This is a genomic window from Mycobacterium sp. NGS66, from assembly GCF_059812225.1.
The window spans coordinates 43,466-60,081 of the sequence record NZ_JCALCG010000008.1 but is presented as its reverse complement, the minus strand read 5'-3'; the positions used below and the strand labels follow the sequence as shown (position 1 = coordinate 60,081).

Below are 16,616 nucleotides of genomic sequence, written 5' to 3'. Positions count from 1 at the left end.
GCATCCTTAAGCCTGATCCCAGAATGGCGCGTTAACAATGGGGCCATGACTGATTGTTCGCGACCGGGACCGACCGGCAGCCGTTCGGTTTCGGCCCGGGCCGACCAATTCAGCGTCGGTACCCCGCGCGTCCTGGTAGTCGAGGACTCCGAGACGATCCGGGAAATGGTCAGCGAGGCGTTGGCCGACGCCGGCTACCACACCGAGAGCCGCTGCGACGGTGAAGGACTGGAAGAGGTTCTGGACGGCCTGCGCCCCGACTTGGTGGTCCTGGACGTGATGCTGCCTGGGCGGGACGGATTCGCGCTCGTGGACGTCGTTCGGGAATGGGGCGACATCGGCATCGTGTTGATCACCGCCCGCGACGGCCTGCCGGACCGGTTGCGTGGCCTCGACGGCGGCGCGGACGACTATGTGGTCAAGCCCTTCGAGCTCGCCGAACTGATATCGCGGGTCGGGGCGGTGCTGCGCCGCCGGGGACGGCTGCCGCAGGTGGTTCAACTCGGTGACTTGATGCTCGACGTGGAGGCCGGCGTCGCCGCGCGAGACGGACACCGCCTGGAGCTGACCGGCACCGAGCTTCGGCTGCTCGACTTCCTCGTCGCGCAACGCGGCCGGATCGTCAGTGCCGCCCAGATCCTGAACGCGGTGTGGGGCTATGACGCGTACGACCCCAACCTGGTGCAGGTGCACGTCAGCGGGTTGCGACGCAAACTCGAGGCGCATGGCCCGCGGATTTTGCACACCGTCCGCGGCATCGGGTATCGGCTCCAACCGCAGCGGTCATGAGCTGCCCTGCGCCGGCCAACGCGGATTCCGGCACGCCGACACCGTCGCTGCAGCGCCGGGTCACCGTGATCGTGGTCGCGTTGCTCGCGGTGCTGCTGACGATGCTGGGGCTGACGATCGACGTGGTGATGGGTGTCCAGGCGCGCCGAGACCTGCACGACCGGCTGCTGGCGGCGACGTCACGTGCCGACGCGCTGACAGCCGCGCATACCGCACCGGACCTGCTTGTGGCCGAACTCAACGGCGGCAGCGTGCGGGCGCTGCTGGTGACCGCCGACGGCGCGACCTATGGGGACCGCCGCATCAGCCCCGACACCACCGCGGGCCCGCCGCCGGAGCCGCTACCGCCGGGGCCACCACCCGGCCCACCCGCAAATCCGCCCGAGCCGCCGCCCCCGGGACTGCCGCCGCCGCCAGGGCCGCCGCCTCCGCCGCCAGCTCCGCCGCCGGATGCGACCGCGACCGTGCTGGTCCACCCGTTGCGCGACGGTGGCCGGGTGATCCTGGTTGCCGACACCACGCAGACGACACAAGTGACCAGGCAGCTGCGCCGGTTAATGATCGGCGCAGGCCTGGCGACCCTGGTGGTGGCCGCGCTGCTGATGATGGCGGTCAGCCGCGCGGCGTTGCGGCCCTTGGACCGGATGACGGCGCTGGCCAAGGGCATCACCACCGGCGATCGCGGCCGGCGGCTGCGTCCCGAGCGCACTGACACCGAACTCGGTCGCGCGGCCAGCGCCTTCGACGAGATGCTCGACGCGCTGGAAAGCTCCGAACGTCGGGCCCGGCAGGCCGCGGACGCCGCGCACCGCGCCGAGACGGCGACCCGTCGCTTCCTCGTCGACGCCGCACACGAGCTGCGGACCCCGATCGCCGGCATCCAGGCCGCCGCCGAACAGCTCGTCGGGAGCGCCGGTCAAGCCGACGACGATGCGGCGCGTGATCAATACCGCCGCGCCAGCCTGTTATTGTCCGATGCCCGCCGCGCCGGCCGGCTCGTCGCCGACATGCTGGATTTGAGTCGTATCGATGCCGGGCTCGCCCTGGACCTGCGCGACGCCGACCTGGGTTCCATCGTCGCCGCCGAAGCCGACCGGGCCGCCATGCTGGCGCCGCGGGTGACCGTGTCCGCCACCGGACCGACGACGTTGATCGTCAGGGCAGACCCGACCCGGGTGGAGCAGATCCTGTCCAACCTCCTCGACAACGCGCGCAAATACACCCCGGACGGCGGGTCCATCACCGTCGAGCTGAGCAGCGATGATCACACGGCGGAAGTGACCGTGACCGACACCGGACCGGGAGTTCCCGACGAGGAGCGCGACCGCATCTTCGAGCGACTGGTGCGCCTGGATGCGGGCCGCGCCCGCGACCACGGCGGCGCTGGGCTGGGCCTGCCGATCGCGCGAGCGCTGGCCCGAGCCCACGGTGGTGAGCTGGTGTGTGTGCCGCACGAGGGCGGGGCGCAATTCCGGCTCAGCCTGCCCGCAACCTGACTGCGTGCTCAGTGGGTGATCGCCGGCTCCCGAATCTCCTGATGAGCGACGTGTGACCGCTTGGGGTGGTGCTGGCGGTAGTGGCGCACCTCGTAGATCAGACCGGTGAGCCCAAGGGCGGCGGTGCACAGCGACACCAGAATCAGCAGCGGGCTGACGTCACCGGTGAGCGCGTCGCCCAGGATCACCACCGCAGCGGTGCCGGGCAGCACACCGGCCAGCGTCGCCAAGGCGTAGGGCAGCAACCGGACGGCCGACGCCCCGGCGGCATAGTTGAGCGGTGAGAACGGCACGGCTGGAATCAGCCGCAGCGACAAGATGGCCTGCCAGCCGCGCTCACGCAGCCGTTCGTCCAGCCGGTCCACCGCATGGTGTCGGATCAACCGGTTGAGCCGCCACCCAGCCGCGCGTACCAGTAGAAACGCCACTACCGCGCTCGCGGTGCTGCCGACCACCGCGATCAGCACGCCCAGCAGCGGCCCGAACAACAGGCCGGCGGCCAGGGTGAACGCGGTGCGGGGGACAGGTGCCACCGTGACGACGATCTGCGCGGCCAGGAACGCCAGCGGAAACCAGGGGCCGACCGACTGGGCCCAGTCGCGCAACTGCACCGCGGTGGGCAGTTTGACCAACAGCGCCACCGCGACGAGCACTGTGATAACCACCACTGTCACGACGGTCCGCACCGGCGGCAACTGGCGCACGGCGGTGCCCACCGCGCTGGCGAGACTGCGCAGGCTATCGGCGGTTTTCGAGGTGGCGGGGGTCGTCACGGTCTACAGGGTACGGGGCCGACCTGAATAACTCGTTTCGCTTTGGTCGGCGTTTCACCACCGCAACGCTGCTTTTTAGCGACTAGCTCCATCAATTAGCCTGATTAGTAAGTCGCATTACCAAATGCAACGCGAGGCAACCCGAAGAAATCGCTGCGTTTCGCTGCGGAAACAGGAGCAGTCGGTGTCCATTGACGTACCCGAGCGCGCCGACCTGGAACAGGTTCGCGAACGCTGGCGCAGCGCGGTCGCCGGTGTATTGTCGAAGAGCGCGCGTAAAGACCCTGCGGAGTTGGCGGAGCAGCCCGAGCGGTGGCTCGAGACGCCGACCTACGACGGGTTCGCGATCCGGCCGCTTTACACCGCGTTCGATGAGCTGCCCGAGCCGCCCCTGCCGGGTCAGTGGCCGTTCGTGCGGGGCGGTGACGCATCCCGTGACGTCAAGTCCGGGTGGAAAGTCGTCGAGGCATTTCCGCTGCCGGGGCAGGCCGGCGCCGACGTCAACGCGGCGGTGCTGGCCGCGCTCGGCGAGGGGGCCGGCGCGCTGCTGATTCGGGTCGGGGAGTCCGGGGTGACGCCCGGGCAGCTGGAAAAGCTGCTCGACGGTGTCTACCTGAGCATGGCGCCGGTCATTTTCGACGCGGGATCTGACTACGTCGCGACCGCCGACGTCATGCTGGCCCTAGCTGACCAGGTGGACGTCGGCCAAGGTGGCACGGTGTCGATCGACCTGGCCGCAGACCCGCTGACGGCGACCTTGAGCAACCGTCGTGCGCCGACGATCGAGGAGGTCGTCGCGGTCGCCGCCCGGGCGGCCGCAGTGCCGGGAGTGCGGGCGATCACCGTCGACGGCCCCGCCTTCCACAACCTGGGCGCCACCGCGTCCTGGGAGCTGGCCGCCAGTATCGGTGCCGCGGTGGCATACCTGCGGGTGCTCACCGAAGCCGGGATGCCGGTGGGCCAGGCATTGCGGCAGATCAGCTTCCGGCTCGCCGCTGACGACGACCAATTCATGACGCTGGCCAAGATGCGTGCGGTGCGTCAGCTCTGGGCACGGGTCGCCGAGGTCGCGGGCGATCCGGACGGTGGCGCAACCGTCGTCCACGCGGAGACCTCGCTGGCGATGATGACCCAGCGTGATCCCTGGGTGAACATGCTGCGCTGCACGCTGGCCGCCTTCGGCGCCGGCGTCGGCGGGGCAGACACCGTCTTGGTGTACGCCTTCGACGTAGCCATCCCCGGTGGCTGGCCGGGCACGGCGACCGGCTTCGCCCGCCGGATTGCCCGCAACACGCAGCTGCTGCTGCTGGAAGAGTCACACGTCGGTCGGGTGCTGGACCCCGCCGGCGGATCGTGGTTCGTCGAAAACCTCACCGAGCAGCTGGCCGAGCAGGCGTGGGCACATTTCCAGTCCATCGAGTCGCACGGCGGATTCGTCGACGCTCATGATCACCTGACCGCTCAGATCGGTGAGCTGGCCGCACGGCGCGCCGACGACATCGCGCATCGCCGTATCGCGATCACCGGCGTCAACGAATTTCCCAACCTCGCCGAACCCCCACTGCCGCAAGGTGATTGCTTGGGCCGGGCGGGAAACGTGGTGCGCTATGCCGCCGAGTTCGAGGCATTACGCGACAGGTCGGACCGCTATCTGGCGCGCGAAGGCGCGCGGCCGCAGGTGCTGTTGCTGCCGTTGGGCCCACTGGCCGAACACAACATCCGGACCACGTTCGCAACCAACCTGCTGGCCTCCGGCGGCATCGAGGCGGTCAACCCGGGGCCGGTCGGCGCCGAGGGCGTCGGCGAGGCCGTCGCAGCCGCGGGGTCACCGAAAGTGGTGGTGATCTGCGGCACCGACAAGCGCTACCAGGATGAGGCGGCCGACGTGGTGCGGGCGGCCCGCAGCGCGGGCATCGAGCACGTCTACCTGGCGGGCTCGGCGTCGGCGCTGGACGGGTCAGGGCACCGGCCAGACGAATTCTTGACCGCGAAAATCAATGCCGTGGAAGCACTTTCGAATCTGCTCACCAGGTTGGGGGCGTAGCCGCAATGACGATCAGTACCCCCGTTATCGGTAGTTTCGCCGACATCCCGCTGCACGGCGATCGGGCCGCGCCGGCCCCCACCGAAGCCGCGGTGCGCGAGTATGTCGCCGCCGCGGCGGCCGCTCACTGGTCTACGCCAGATCAGCTGGTTTGGCAGACGCCGGAGGGCATCGACGTCAAGCCGGTGTACATCGCGCAAGACCGCCACGCGGCCGAGCAAGCGGGCTATCCGCTGCACAGTTTCCCCGGTGAGCCGCCGTTCGTGCGCGGGCCGTATCCGACGATGTATGTGAACCAGCCGTGGACGATTCGTCAATACGCCGGGTTTTCCACCGCAGCCGATTCCAATGCCTTCTACCGCCGCAACCTGGCCGCGGGCCAGAAGGGCCTGTCGGTGGCTTTCGACCTGGCCACCCACCGCGGCTACGACTCCGACCATCCCCGTGTGCAGGGCGACGTCGGAATGGCCGGCGTGGCAATCGATTCCATCTTGGACATGCGACAGCTGTTCGACGGCATCGACCTGTCTTCGGTGTCGGTGTCGATGACCATGAATGGTGCCGTGCTGCCGATTCTGGCGCTGTACGTGGTGGCTGCCGAGGAGCAGGGGGTGCCGCCGGAGAAACTGGCCGGCACCATCCAGAACGACATCCTCAAGGAGTTCATGGTCCGCAACACCTACATTTATCCGCCCAAGCCGTCGATGCGGATCATCTCCGACATCTTCGCCTACACCAGCGCCAAGATGCCGAAGTTCAACTCGATCTCGATCTCCGGCTATCACATCCAAGAGGCCGGTGCCACAGCGGATTTGGAGCTGGCCTACACGCTGGCCGACGGCGTGGACTACATCAAGGCGGGCCTGGACGCCGGGTTGGACATCGACAAGTTCGCGCCGCGGCTGTCGTTCTTCTGGGGCATCGGGATGAACTTCTTCATGGAGGTGGCCAAACTGCGGGCCGGCCGGCTGCTGTGGAGTGAGCTGGTCGCCCAGTTCGGGCCGAAGAGCCCGAAATCGCTGTCGTTGCGCACACATTCGCAGACCTCCGGTTGGTCGCTGACCGCGCAGGACGTCTTCAACAACGTCGCCCGCACCTGCATCGAGGCGATGGCCGCGACCCAGGGGCACACCCAGTCGTTGCACACCAACGCCCTCGACGAGGCGCTCGCACTGCCCACCGACTTTTCCGCCCGGATCGCCCGCAACACCCAGCTGGTGCTCCAGCAGGAGTCGGGCACCACCCGCCCGATCGACCCGTGGGGCGGCTCCTTCTACGTGGAGTGGCTGACTCATCAGCTCGCGCAACGGGCGCGTGCTCACATCGCCGAGGTCGCCGAGCACGGCGGCATGGCGCAGGCCATCAGCGACGGCATTCCCAAGCTGCGCATCGAGGAGGCGGCCGCGCGCACCCAGGCCCGCATCGACTCCGGCCAGCAGCCGGTGATCGGGGTGAACAAGTACCAGGTCGACGAAGACCAGGAAATCGAGGTGCTCAAGGTCGAGAACAGCCGGGTGCGCGCCGAGCAGCTGGCCAAATTACAGGAGCTGCGGGCCGGCCGGGACGCTGCCGCCGTCGAAGCCGCCTTGGCCGACCTCAGCCGTGCCGCGGCGGCCCACGGTGGGGATGGCTTGGGCAACAACCTGCTGGCGCTGGCCATCAACGCGGCCCGGGCAAAGGCCACCGTCGGGGAGATCTCCGACGCGCTGGAAAAGGTGTACGGGCGTCATCAAGCGGAGATCCGTACCATCTCCGGGGTCTACCGCGACGAAGTCGGAAAGGCCTCCAATATCGCAAGCGCTATCGAGCTGGTCGAGAAGTTCGCCGAGGCCGACGGCCGGCGGCCCAGGATTCTGGTGGCCAAGATGGGCCAGGACGGCCACGACCGCGGACAGAAGGTAATCGCAACGGCGTTCGCCGACATCGGGTTCGACGTCGACGTCGGGTCGCTGTTCTCCACCCCCGAGGAGGTGGCGCGGCAAGCCGCCGACAACGACGTGCACGTAGTGGGCGTGTCCTCGTTGGCCGCCGGGCATTTGACGCTGGTACCGGCGCTTCGCGACGCGCTGGCCGAAGTGGGCAGGCCCGACATCATGATCGTGGTCGGCGGCGTCATCCCGCCCGGCGACTTCGACGAGCTGTACCAGGCCGGGGCCACCGCCATCTACCCGCCCGGGACGGTGATCGCCGACGCGGCGATCGGCTTGCTGCACAAGCTCGCCGAACGACGAGGTTATGACCTTGGCGATCGCGCCTAGTGCCCGCAGCTAGATGACGTCTCCGAACAACCCCACCGTCGAAGCGTTGGTCAAGGCCGTTCGCGCCGGCGATCGGGCGGCATTGCCGCGTGCCATCACATTGCTCGAATCCACCCGCGACGACCACCGTGAGCAAGCCCAACAGCTGCTGCTCGAGTTGACGCCGGACTCCGGGAACGCCCACCGGGTCGGTATCACCGGCGTGCCCGGTGTGGGCAAGTCCACCGCCATCGACGCGCTCGGCATGCACCTGATCGAGCAGGGCCATCGAGTCGCGGTGCTGGCCGTGGACCCGTCGTCGACCCGGACCGGCGGGTCGATTCTGGGCGACAAGACGCGCATGGGTCGGCTGGCAGCGCACCCGGACGCCTACATCCGGCCGTCTCCTACGTCGGGCACTTTGGGTGGCGTGGCAAAGGCCACCCGGGAAACGATTGTGCTGCTGGAAGCGGCCGGGTTCGACGTGATCCTGGTCGAAACCGTCGGGGTGGGTCAGTCCGAGGTGGCCGTGGCCAACATGGTCGACACGTTCGTCTTGCTGACGCTGGCACGCGCGGGCGATCAGCTTCAGGGCATCAAGAAAGGTGTGCTGGAGCTGGCCGACATCGTGGTGGTGAACAAGGCCGACGGTCCGCACCTGCCCGAGGCGCGGTCAGCGGCCCGGGAACTCTCCTCGGCGATCAGATTGATCTACCCGCGCGAAACCTTATGGCGGCCACCGGTTCTCACCATGAGTGCGGTGGGGGAGACCGGATTGTCAGAGCTCTGGGACACCGTGCGGCGTCATTGTCAGGTGCTCAGCGACGCCGGGGAGTTCGAAGCGCGAAGGCGCGCACAGCAGGTCGAGTGGACGTGGCAGATGGTCCGCGACACCGTAGTGGACCGGGTGCTGCTCAACCCGGAGGTCCGCAAGATCCGCGCGCAGGTGGAGCGCCAGGTCAAGGCGGGGGAACTGACGCCGGCCATGGCGGCTCAGCAAATTTTGAAGGTCGCGTCAGTTTAACGGAAAGGTAACTTAATCTTAGTTTGCTCGTGAGCTACGACGCCTAAGAAGTAGATTCATTGCCGTGAACGCAGAATCGGGGGTAGGGCTCAGCGCGGAGTCCTCCCGGAGCGGCGATCGAGTCGGTCGTCGGGTGTTTGGTGCGGCGGACCCGAGTTTTTCCTGCCTCGTTCGTGGCTTCGCCAGCTTGTTTCCCGGCCGCCGATTCGGTGGCGGTGCCCTGGCTGTGTATCTCGACGGGCAACCGGTCGTAGACGTGTGGACCGGGCGTTCGGACCGCGCCGGCAAAATCCGGTGGACCGCGGATACCGCTCCGATGGTGTTCTCGGCGACCAAGGGTATGGCATCCACCGTCATCCACCGCCTGGCCGACCGTGGGTTGATCGAGTACGAAGCTCCGGTTGCCGAATACTGGCCGGCTTTCGGTGCCGCGGGCAAGTCCGAGATGACCGTTCGCGAGGTGATGAAGCACCAGGCCGGCCTGTCCGGACTGCGCGGTGCTACCCGGGAAGACTTGCTGGACCACCTGGCAATGGAAGAGCGCCTCGCGGCTGCGCCGCCCGGGCGGCTGCTGGGCAAACCCGCCTACCACGCGCTGACCTTCGGCTGGCTGATGTCCGGGCTGGCGCGGGCGGTGACCGGAAAGGGTATGCGGACACTGATTCGTGAGGAGCTGGCCGAGCCCTTGGGCACCGACGGCATGCACCTGGGCCGGCCTCCCGCGGACTCATCGACCCGGGTCGCCCAGATCATCACGCCGCAGAGCGTTCCCGGCCTTTCGTGCCTCAACTCCGCCGCGTACCGAGTCGCGTCGGAGCTGTCCGGCGGATTCCGCTCGATGTACTTCAAGGGCGTCATGGCCGCCGTGCAAGGGGAGATCCCGCTGTTGGACGCCGAGATGCCGGCCGCCAACGGTGTCGCCACGGCGCGCGCTCTGGCGCGGATGTACGGAGCGATCGCCAATGGCGGTGAGATCGACGGCACCCGATTCCTGTCCCGCGGGATCGTCGCCGGGCTGACCAGTCGGCGCAACCGGCAACGGGACCGAAACGTCTTCGTGCCATTGTCATTCCACCTGGGCTATCACAGCGTCCCAGGTCCGACGCCCGGCTTCGGTCATGTGGGACTGGGCGGTTCGTTCGGCTGGGCGGACCCGTCGTCCGGAATGGCCTTTTCGTTCGTGCACAACCGGCTGCTATCGCCGTTCGTCGTGCTGGATCACAGCGGGCTGGCGACATTAGGAACGCTGGCCCGGCGTGGCGTCGCGTTAGCGCGTAAGCGTGGGTTCCAGTCGGTGGGCGATTTCGGAGCGCCGTTCGCCGAGCCGGGCGCCGTCGCAGGCTGAGCGGACGGCCGAGCTATCGATAGTGGGGCGCTATCGGTATCGGGGCGGTGTCCGTCTCGTCGTCGTAGGGTTGCTCCCTGAGCAAGTAGGCCCGAGCCACCGGACGCGGTGCCAGCGACCTGAGCATTCGGCTGGCCGGCCGGGGACGGACTATCTGCGGCCACCAGAACCAACGCCCCAGCAGCGCGGCGATCGACGGCGTCATGAAGGAGCGCACGATCAAGGTGTCGAACATCAAGCCCAGGCCGATGGTGCTACCGACCTGGCCGATAATCCGCAAATCGCTGATCACCATCGAGGCCATGGTGAACGCAAACACCAGGCCCGCATTGGTCACGACTTTTCCGGTGCCGCCCATTGCGCGGATGATGCCGGTATTGATACCGCCGGCAATTTCTTCTTTTATCCGGGATACCAGCAGCAGGTTGTAGTCCGAGCCCACCGCCAAAAGGACGATGACAGACATCGGCAGGACCATCCAGTGCAATTTGATGCCCAAAATGTATTGCCAGATGAGCACCGAGAGACCAAATGATGCGCCCAGCGAAACCGCAACGGTGCCCACGATCACCAAGGCGGCAATGAAACTCCGCGTGATGATGAGCATGATGATGAAAATCAGGCACAGCGCGCCGATACCCGCGATCCACAGGTCGTATTTTGCGCCGTCCCGGAAGTCTTTGAAGGTCGACGCGGTACCGGCGATATAGATCTTGGCGTCCTCCAGTGGCGTGGTCTTCAGCGCTTCCTCGGCTGCCGTTCTTATCTGGTTGATCCGGGCAATGCCCTCGGGGGTGGCCGGATCGCCCTTATGCGAAATGATGAACCGTGCCGCTTTTCCGTCTGGTGACAGGAAGGAACCCATGGCGCGCTGGAAGTCGGCGTTCTTGAACGCCTCGGGAGGCAGATAGAAGGAATCGTCGTTCTTGGATGCGTCGAATGCCCGGCCCATGGCCATGGCGTCCTCGGTCGCGTCATCCATCTGGCTGAGGGTCCCGGCCATGGTGCTATGCGATTTCAGAAGCATCATGCGCGCGTCTTCGGCCATCGCGATGATCGGCGGGAATTGCGCCGCCAACTGAGGCAGCAACGCGTCCATCTTGTCCAGGTCAACCACCAAATCGCCGAGTTTATCGGTTAGCGCGTCGATACCGTCGAGCGTGTCGAATATCGCTCTCAACGACCAGCATATTGGGATATCGTAGCAATGCTTTTCCCAGTAAAAATAGCTTCGGATCGGCCGCCAAAAGTCCTCAAAATCCGCCACGTGATCTCTCAACTCGGCCGTGACGGCGGAAATCTCCTTCGTCTCGAGGATCGTGTGGTGAGTTATATCGTCGACCTGCTGCTGCAACGCGTACAAGCGCTTCATTGACGCGATTTGTGTGTTTAGCATGTCCGCCTGTTTGAGCAAGTCGTCCATGCGCAGTCTCATGTAATTCATGGTTTGCATTTGGCTGGCATTCTGCATGCTCAGCAGGAATGGTATGGAGGTGTGTTCGATGGGGGTTCCCTCGGGCCGCGTGATCCCTTGCACTCGAGAAACGCCGGGTACCCGGAAAATCGACTTTGCCACCTTGTGCAGCACCAGAAAATCTGCTGAATTGCGCATATCGTGATTCGCTTCGATCATCAGAATCTCAGGCATCATGCGAGATTGAGAGAAATGGCGATCGGCGGCCGCGTAGCCCACATTCGCCGGAATGTCTTTCGGCATATAGAGCCGGTCGTTGTAACTCGTCTTGTAACCCGGCAGCGTAATGAGACCGATCACCGCGATCGCCAGGGTCGTGACGAGGATGGGCGCCGGCCAGCGGACAATCGCCGTGCCTACCCGGCGCCACCGGCCGAACCCGATCCACCGTTTGGGTTCGAATAGCCCAAACCGGCCGCCCACCGTCAGAACTGCCGGAATGAGGGTGAGGGCCACCAAGACCGCAACGACCATGCCCAATGCACACGGCACACCAATGGTTTGAAAGATCGGCATCCGGGTGAAGCTCAGGCACAAAAGTGCCCCGGCGATCGTCAACCCGGACGCCAGCACCACGGGAGCGACGCTGCGGTAGGTCGTGTAGTAGGCCGTTTCCCGGTCGGCGCCCGCCTGGCGGGCCTCGTGGTACCGGCCGAAGAAGAAGATCCCATAATCGGTTCCGACCGCGAGACCGAGCGAAACCAACAGGTTGATGGCGAAGGTCGAGAGCGTCAGCAGATTGTTGTGGCCGAGAAAAGCGACGATTCCACGGGCCGCGCCCAATTCGATACCGACCATGACCAGCAACAGGACCACGGTGATGATCGAGCGGTAAACGAGAAACAGCATCACGAAAATCATCGCAACGGTTATGGCGGTGATTTTCAGGATGGACTTATTACCACTGCCCTGCAGATCCGTGACCAGAGCGGCGGGGCCGGTCACATAGGCTTTGACACCGGGGGGTGGCGGTGAATGCGCAATGATGTTCCGGACGGCCATCACCGATTCCTGGCCCAACGTCGTACCCTGATTGCCGGCCAGATTCAATTGCGCGTAGGCGGCCTTTCGATCGGCGCTTTGCGCTCCGGCGGCCGTTAGGCGGTCTCCCCACAAGTCCTGGATATGTTCGACATGCTTGGTATCGGCTCGCAGCTCACGAATCAATTTCGCGTAATAGGTGTGAGCGTCTTCCCCCAGCGGACGATCGCCCTCCAACACGACCATCGCGAAACTGTCGGATTTCGACTCGTGGAAGTCCGTGCCCATGCGCTTCATCGCCTGCACTGACGGCGCGTCCTGAGGGCTCAGCGGTACCGAATGCTCTTCGCCGACCTGCTCCAGCGATGGAATCGCCAGGGTAACGACCAGAGTCAAAGCCACCCAAGCCAAGATGACCAACAGTGAAAGCTTGCGGATCATCCGCGCTAGGAAAGGAATTCGTGGGTGCTGGGTGCTCATACGGGCGTCCGACCGGATATTCCGCACCTATTGCGGCTGTCTCAGCAGAGCGCGTACCAATGGACGGGGTCCCATCGGCCGGAGTAGTGCGCTGGCCGGGCGCGGACGCACACGTTGGGGCCACCAGAACCATCGTCCTAGCAACGCGGCAATGGACGGCGTCATGAACGCGCGCACGATCAACGTGTCGAATAGCAGGCCCAGCCCAATGGTGGTGCCGATCTGACCGATCACGACCAGATCGCTGACGATCATGGAGGCCATGGTGAACGCGAACACCAGGCCCGCATTTGTCACGACCTTACCGGTACCGCCCATCGCGCGAATGATGCCTGTCTTTATGCCGGCACCTATTTCCTCTTGCATCCGGGCCACCAAGAGCAGGTTGTAGTCAGACCCGACGGCCAGCAGAACTACGACCGCCATGATGAGGACGAGCCAGTGTATTTGGATGCCGAGTAAATACTGCCAGAGCAGAACGGCCAGGCCGAACGACGCGCCCAACGACAGCAATACCGTACCGACGATAATGAGGGCCGCGATAAAGCTGCGCGTCATGATCAGCATGATGATGAAAATCAGGCAGACGGCAGCGACTCCGGCGATCATCAGGTCATATTTGGAGCCATCCACGATGTCTTTCGTAATGGCTGCCGTGCCGGTGAGGTACACCTTTGCGTCCTCTAGGGGAGTCCCCTTGAGTGCCTCTTCCGCCGCATTCTTTATTTCGTCGACCCGCGCGACACCCTCCGGTGAAGCGGGATCGGACCGTTGTGTGATGAGCATCCGGGCAGCCTTGCCGTCCGGTGACAAGAAGATCTTCATCACCCGTTTGAAGTCTTCGTTCTTGAAGACCTCCGGAGCGATGTAGAAAGAATCGTCGTTCTTGGAAGCGTCGAATGCTTTACCCATGGCTGTCGCGTTGTCGCCCGCCTGGTCCATCTGGTTGATGATTCCGCTCATGGTGCTGTGCATGGTCAGCATCATGCTTCGCATGCCCTGCATGGTCTCGATCATCGGCGGGAACTGCGTCACGAGCTGCGGTAGCACCACGTCCAGGTGATCAAGGTCTGTTACCAGATTCCGCAGATTGTCATCGATCAAGTCGACACCGTCGACGGCATCAAATATAGATCTCAGCGAAAAGCAGATGGGAATATCGTAGCAATGCTTTTCCCAGTAAAAGTACGAGCGGATCGGCCGCCAGAAATCTTCGAAGTCCGCAATATGGTCGCGCAACTCTTCGGTAACTGCTTGTAATTCATGCGTTTCGCCGACCATGTGATGGGTGGTGGCCACGAGCTGTTGCATCAGGCCATACATGCGCTGCATGATGTTGATCGTTTTGCCCAGCTCGTCGGCCTGCGCGAGCATGTCATTCATCCGCTCCCGCTGGAATGGCATGACTTGCAGCTGCGCAGCGTTTTGGATGCTGAGCATGAACGGTATTGACGCGTGTGCGATGGGGGTGCCCTCAGGCCTGGTCAACCCTTGCACACGGGAAATGCCGGGGACCGAAAGAATGCCTTTGGCAACTTTATTCAAGATCAGCGCGTCTGCCGAGTTCGCCAAATTGTGGTCGGCCTCGATCAAGAGGATCTCGGGCGACATCATCCGCGATTGGGAGAAATGTCGCTGTGCGGCCTCGAAGCCTTGCGCGGCCGGGATGTTCTTGGGCAGATAGTTCATGTCGTTGTAGCTGGGTTTGTATCCCGGCAACGTCAAAAGGCCGATAAGCGCGACTGCCAAGCTCGCGATGAGGATGGGCGCCGGCCACCGAACGATCGATGTGCCTATTCGGCGCCACCCCGGAGCGAACACCTTTTGCTTCGGCTCGAATAGGCCCACCCGGCTCCCGGCATGAATAACTGCGGGAACGAGAGTGAGGGCGACGGCGACCGCAATGAGCACGCCCAAGGCGCAAGGCACGGCCAGCGACTGGAAATGGGGCAAACGGGTGAACTTGAGGCAGAAAAGAGCCCCGGCGATGGTCAAGCCAGAGGCCAAGACCACCTTCGAGACGCCGTGATAGGTGGTGTAGAAGGCCGTTTCCCGATCCTCACCTGCCAGGCGCGCCTCGTGGTATCTACCGAAAAAGAATATGCCGTAGTCGGTTCCAGCGGCGATTCCGATGGATACCACCAGATTGATGGCGAAGGTGGTGAGCCCAATAAGCCCACGATCGCCGAAGAACGCGACAATTCCGCGCGCCACCTGCAGTTCTATTGCGACCATCAACAGCAAAACAATTACCGTGATGATTGATCGGTAGACGAGCAGCAACATGATCAGGATGACGGCAAGACTGACACCCGTGACGATGATGACGGTGCGGTCACCACTGCTGCCCATGTCCGCGACAATGGCCGCGGGACCAGTGACATAAGCCTGAACACCGGGCGGAGGCGGTGAATGCGCAATGATGTCACGGACGGCTTGGGTTGATTCATTCGCCGGAGTCGAGCCGGGGCTGCCGGTCAGGTCCAGTTGCACATATGCGGCCTTACCATCGGTGCTTTGCGCGGCGCCGGCCGTGAGTGGATCGCCCCAGAAATCATGGACGTGCTGCACATGTTTCCGGTCGTCTCTCAACTGACGAACCAGGCGATTGTAATAAGCGTGGGCGTCATCGCCCAGAGGTCGCTGACCCTCCAGAACGATCATTGCCACGCTGTCGGAATTGGTTTCGTGGAAGTCGTTGCCCAGCTGGGTCATCGCCTTGAACGCCGGTGCGTCCGGGGGGGTCAACGACAGCGAGTGCGCTTTCTCGACCTGCTCCAACGACGGGACTCCGATAGTCACCAAGACGGTTATTGCCAACCAGCCCAAGATGATCAGGCCGGAGAATCGGTAAATCGTGCGCGCTCCGAATGGGTGCGCGGCCCGCTGCGATTCCACCGGGTATGCGCTCATGCTGCCTTCAGCAGGCAGAAGGTAAACGCGTTGGTCTCATGCGTGGTCTTCTCGGATTTGACCACGTTGTCGACCAAGATGCGGCAGCCAATGGTGTCGCCATCACCTTGTGCCATGACATTTCCGACCGCGGCGGCGGCACCGATTTCGAATTCCAGCGACCAGGGTAGGCGGGCGTTCTTGAGGCGCCGGGGTTCACCATCGCCGTCGAAAAAGCTGATGTCGGCCGTGCTCCCCGTTCCGAAGACCTCATATCTCAGATGCTTGGGGTTGAAGGGCTTGGAATCGTCGACTCTGGTGTCGCCGTAGGAAAGTCGCTTTTCAGAGCCGAAGATCCCGTGCAGTCGTGACACGGCGAACCCGCCGGCGATGACCACGGCGAGTATCACGAGCAGGACCCACACTCGCCTCAAAACCTTGATAATCGGTAACCCCCGACTTCGACGTCTCTGTCGCGATTTTGGTGCTGGCGGGGCGGCTGAAGGTCCGGGACCACGTTGCCAAGAAGCGGTTGGGCCGCCAGATCCTTGGTCAACGTTTGCGGCCCCCGCGTCAGGGACATGGGATCGCGCCTGCGCAATGTCACGCACCCCGCGCTCCACCACCGCATCAACCTCCCACCCGTTTCAGAGCCGACGCCGTCTCAGCCGCTAGGCATGCAACTGCGCGCCGACCGCAACACCCGTCGACGGTACATCGAGTGTGGTTGCCGTCGCAGGCGAACCGCGCGACGGCATCCCAAACCTGCAGTGCATCGGGGAACGCAACCCGAATCTTGATGAGTAAACCATGCTGACGTCCCCCATATCGGGTCGTTTGCGACGCGATATGGGATCGTAATGCATTCGCGCCGCATGGCATGGCGCTGGGCGTCATGCGTGTCGGCTGCAAATCACGCGGTGTCATAGTCCGGGAAGCTGCCGTCCCTACGGTGCGATTCGGGCTCAAGGGCCGCGTGATAAGCGCTGCCCGCACTTAGAGCGGCGATGGCCCGCGGAAAAGCTATTTATTGAACAAGCCGTTAATTCAACGGCTTTCGCTGCGGTAACTGTTGATCCGC

At 64.3% G+C, this 16,616-nt stretch carries 10 protein-coding genes; 6 read left to right on the top strand and 4 right to left on the bottom strand.

Going from position 1 to position 16,616, the window contains the following annotated elements; genetic code table 11:
• Nucleotides 1-45 precede the first annotated feature (45 nt).
• Nucleotides 46-789 (top strand): response regulator transcription factor, encoded by a 744-nt coding sequence (locus AC5Y2L_RS16085; RefSeq protein ID WP_499936813.1) that lies wholly within the window; start codon nucleotides 46-48, stop codon nucleotides 787-789.
• Nucleotides 786-2,285 carry a sensor histidine kinase gene (locus AC5Y2L_RS16080; RefSeq protein ID WP_499936814.1) on the top strand — a complete coding sequence of 500 codons (1,500 nt, stop codon included), beginning with the start codon at nucleotides 786-788 and terminating at the stop codon, nucleotides 2,283-2,285. Before AC5Y2L_RS16085 ends, AC5Y2L_RS16080 begins: the two co-directional genes overlap by 4 nt.
• A gap of 8 nt (nucleotides 2,286-2,293) precedes the next feature.
• On the opposite strand, the gene AC5Y2L_RS16075 is transcribed toward AC5Y2L_RS16080, so the two are convergent.
• On the bottom strand, nucleotides 2,294-3,058 hold the full coding sequence (locus AC5Y2L_RS16075; protein ID WP_499936816.1) for a TVP38/TMEM64 family protein: 765 nt from the start codon (nucleotides 3,056-3,058) through the stop codon (nucleotides 2,294-2,296).
• Nucleotides 3,059-3,242: 184 nt separating this feature from the next.
• On the opposite strand from AC5Y2L_RS16075, the gene mutA reads away from it, so the two are divergent.
• The 4 genes from mutA to lipL all read left to right on the top strand — a co-directional run bounded on the left by mutA (nucleotide 3,243) and on the right by lipL (nucleotide 9,708).
• On the top strand, nucleotides 3,243-5,102 hold the full coding sequence (mutA, locus tag AC5Y2L_RS16070; RefSeq protein ID WP_499936817.1) for a methylmalonyl-CoA mutase small subunit: 1,860 nt from the start codon (nucleotides 3,243-3,245) through the stop codon (nucleotides 5,100-5,102).
• A gap of 5 nt (nucleotides 5,103-5,107) precedes the next feature.
• A complete protein-coding gene (gene scpA / locus AC5Y2L_RS16065) occupies nucleotides 5,108-7,360 on the top strand; it encodes a methylmalonyl-CoA mutase (protein WP_499936818.1) in 2,253 nt (750 codons plus the stop codon).
• A gap of 13 nt (nucleotides 7,361-7,373) precedes the next feature.
• The gene (meaB, locus tag AC5Y2L_RS16060; RefSeq protein WP_499936820.1) at nucleotides 7,374-8,363 is read left to right on the top strand and encodes a methylmalonyl Co-A mutase-associated GTPase MeaB; all 990 of its coding nucleotides are present in this window, start codon (nucleotides 7,374-7,376) and stop codon (nucleotides 8,361-8,363) included.
• A 64-nt stretch (nucleotides 8,364-8,427) separates the two neighbouring features.
• Nucleotides 8,428-9,708, top strand: coding sequence for an esterase/beta-lactamase LipL (gene lipL, locus AC5Y2L_RS16055; protein ID WP_499936821.1), 1,281 nt, complete (start codon nucleotides 8,428-8,430; stop codon nucleotides 9,706-9,708).
• Between the two features lie 13 nt (nucleotides 9,709-9,721).
• Here lipL and AC5Y2L_RS16050 read toward each other — a convergent pair whose 3' ends face one another.
• The 3 genes from AC5Y2L_RS16050 to AC5Y2L_RS16040 are packed head-to-tail and all read right to left on the bottom strand — an operon-like array spanning nucleotide 9,722 to nucleotide 15,969.
• Nucleotides 9,722-12,643: an MMPL/RND family transporter gene (locus AC5Y2L_RS16050; RefSeq protein ID WP_499936823.1), complete on the bottom strand. Its 2,922-nt coding sequence runs from the start codon at nucleotides 12,641-12,643 to the stop codon at nucleotides 9,722-9,724.
• A gap of 27 nt (nucleotides 12,644-12,670) precedes the next feature.
• Nucleotides 12,671-15,556 (bottom strand): MMPL/RND family transporter, encoded by a 2,886-nt coding sequence (locus AC5Y2L_RS16045; RefSeq protein WP_499936825.1) that lies wholly within the window; start codon nucleotides 15,554-15,556, stop codon nucleotides 12,671-12,673.
• Nucleotides 15,553-15,969, bottom strand: a complete 417-nt coding sequence (locus AC5Y2L_RS16040; RefSeq protein WP_499936826.1) for an MmpS family transport accessory protein — start codon at nucleotides 15,967-15,969, stop codon at nucleotides 15,553-15,555. Before AC5Y2L_RS16040 ends, AC5Y2L_RS16045 begins: the two co-directional genes overlap by 4 nt.
• Nucleotides 15,970-16,616: the final 647 nt, after the last annotated feature.

What these genes read in the sequence shown, in the direction of transcription:
- meaB (WP_499936820.1), top strand. Translation starts at nt 7,374, where the DNA reads ATGACGTCTCCGAACAACCCCACCGTCGAAGCGTTGGTCAAGGCCGTT.
- AC5Y2L_RS16085 (WP_499936813.1), top strand. Translation starts at nt 46, where the DNA reads ATGACTGATTGTTCGCGACCGGGACCGACCGGCAGCCGTTCGGTTTCG.
- AC5Y2L_RS16080 (WP_499936814.1), top strand. Translation starts at nt 786, where the DNA reads ATGAGCTGCCCTGCGCCGGCCAACGCGGATTCCGGCACGCCGACACCG.
- scpA (WP_499936818.1), top strand. Translation starts at nt 5,108, where the DNA reads ATGACGATCAGTACCCCCGTTATCGGTAGTTTCGCCGACATCCCGCTG.
- AC5Y2L_RS16045 (WP_499936825.1), bottom strand. Translation starts at nt 15,556, where the DNA reads ATGAGCGCATACCCGGTGGAATCGCAGCGGGCCGCGCACCCATTCGGA.
- AC5Y2L_RS16050 (WP_499936823.1), bottom strand. Translation starts at nt 12,643, where the DNA reads ATGAGCACCCAGCACCCACGAATTCCTTTCCTAGCGCGGATGATCCGC.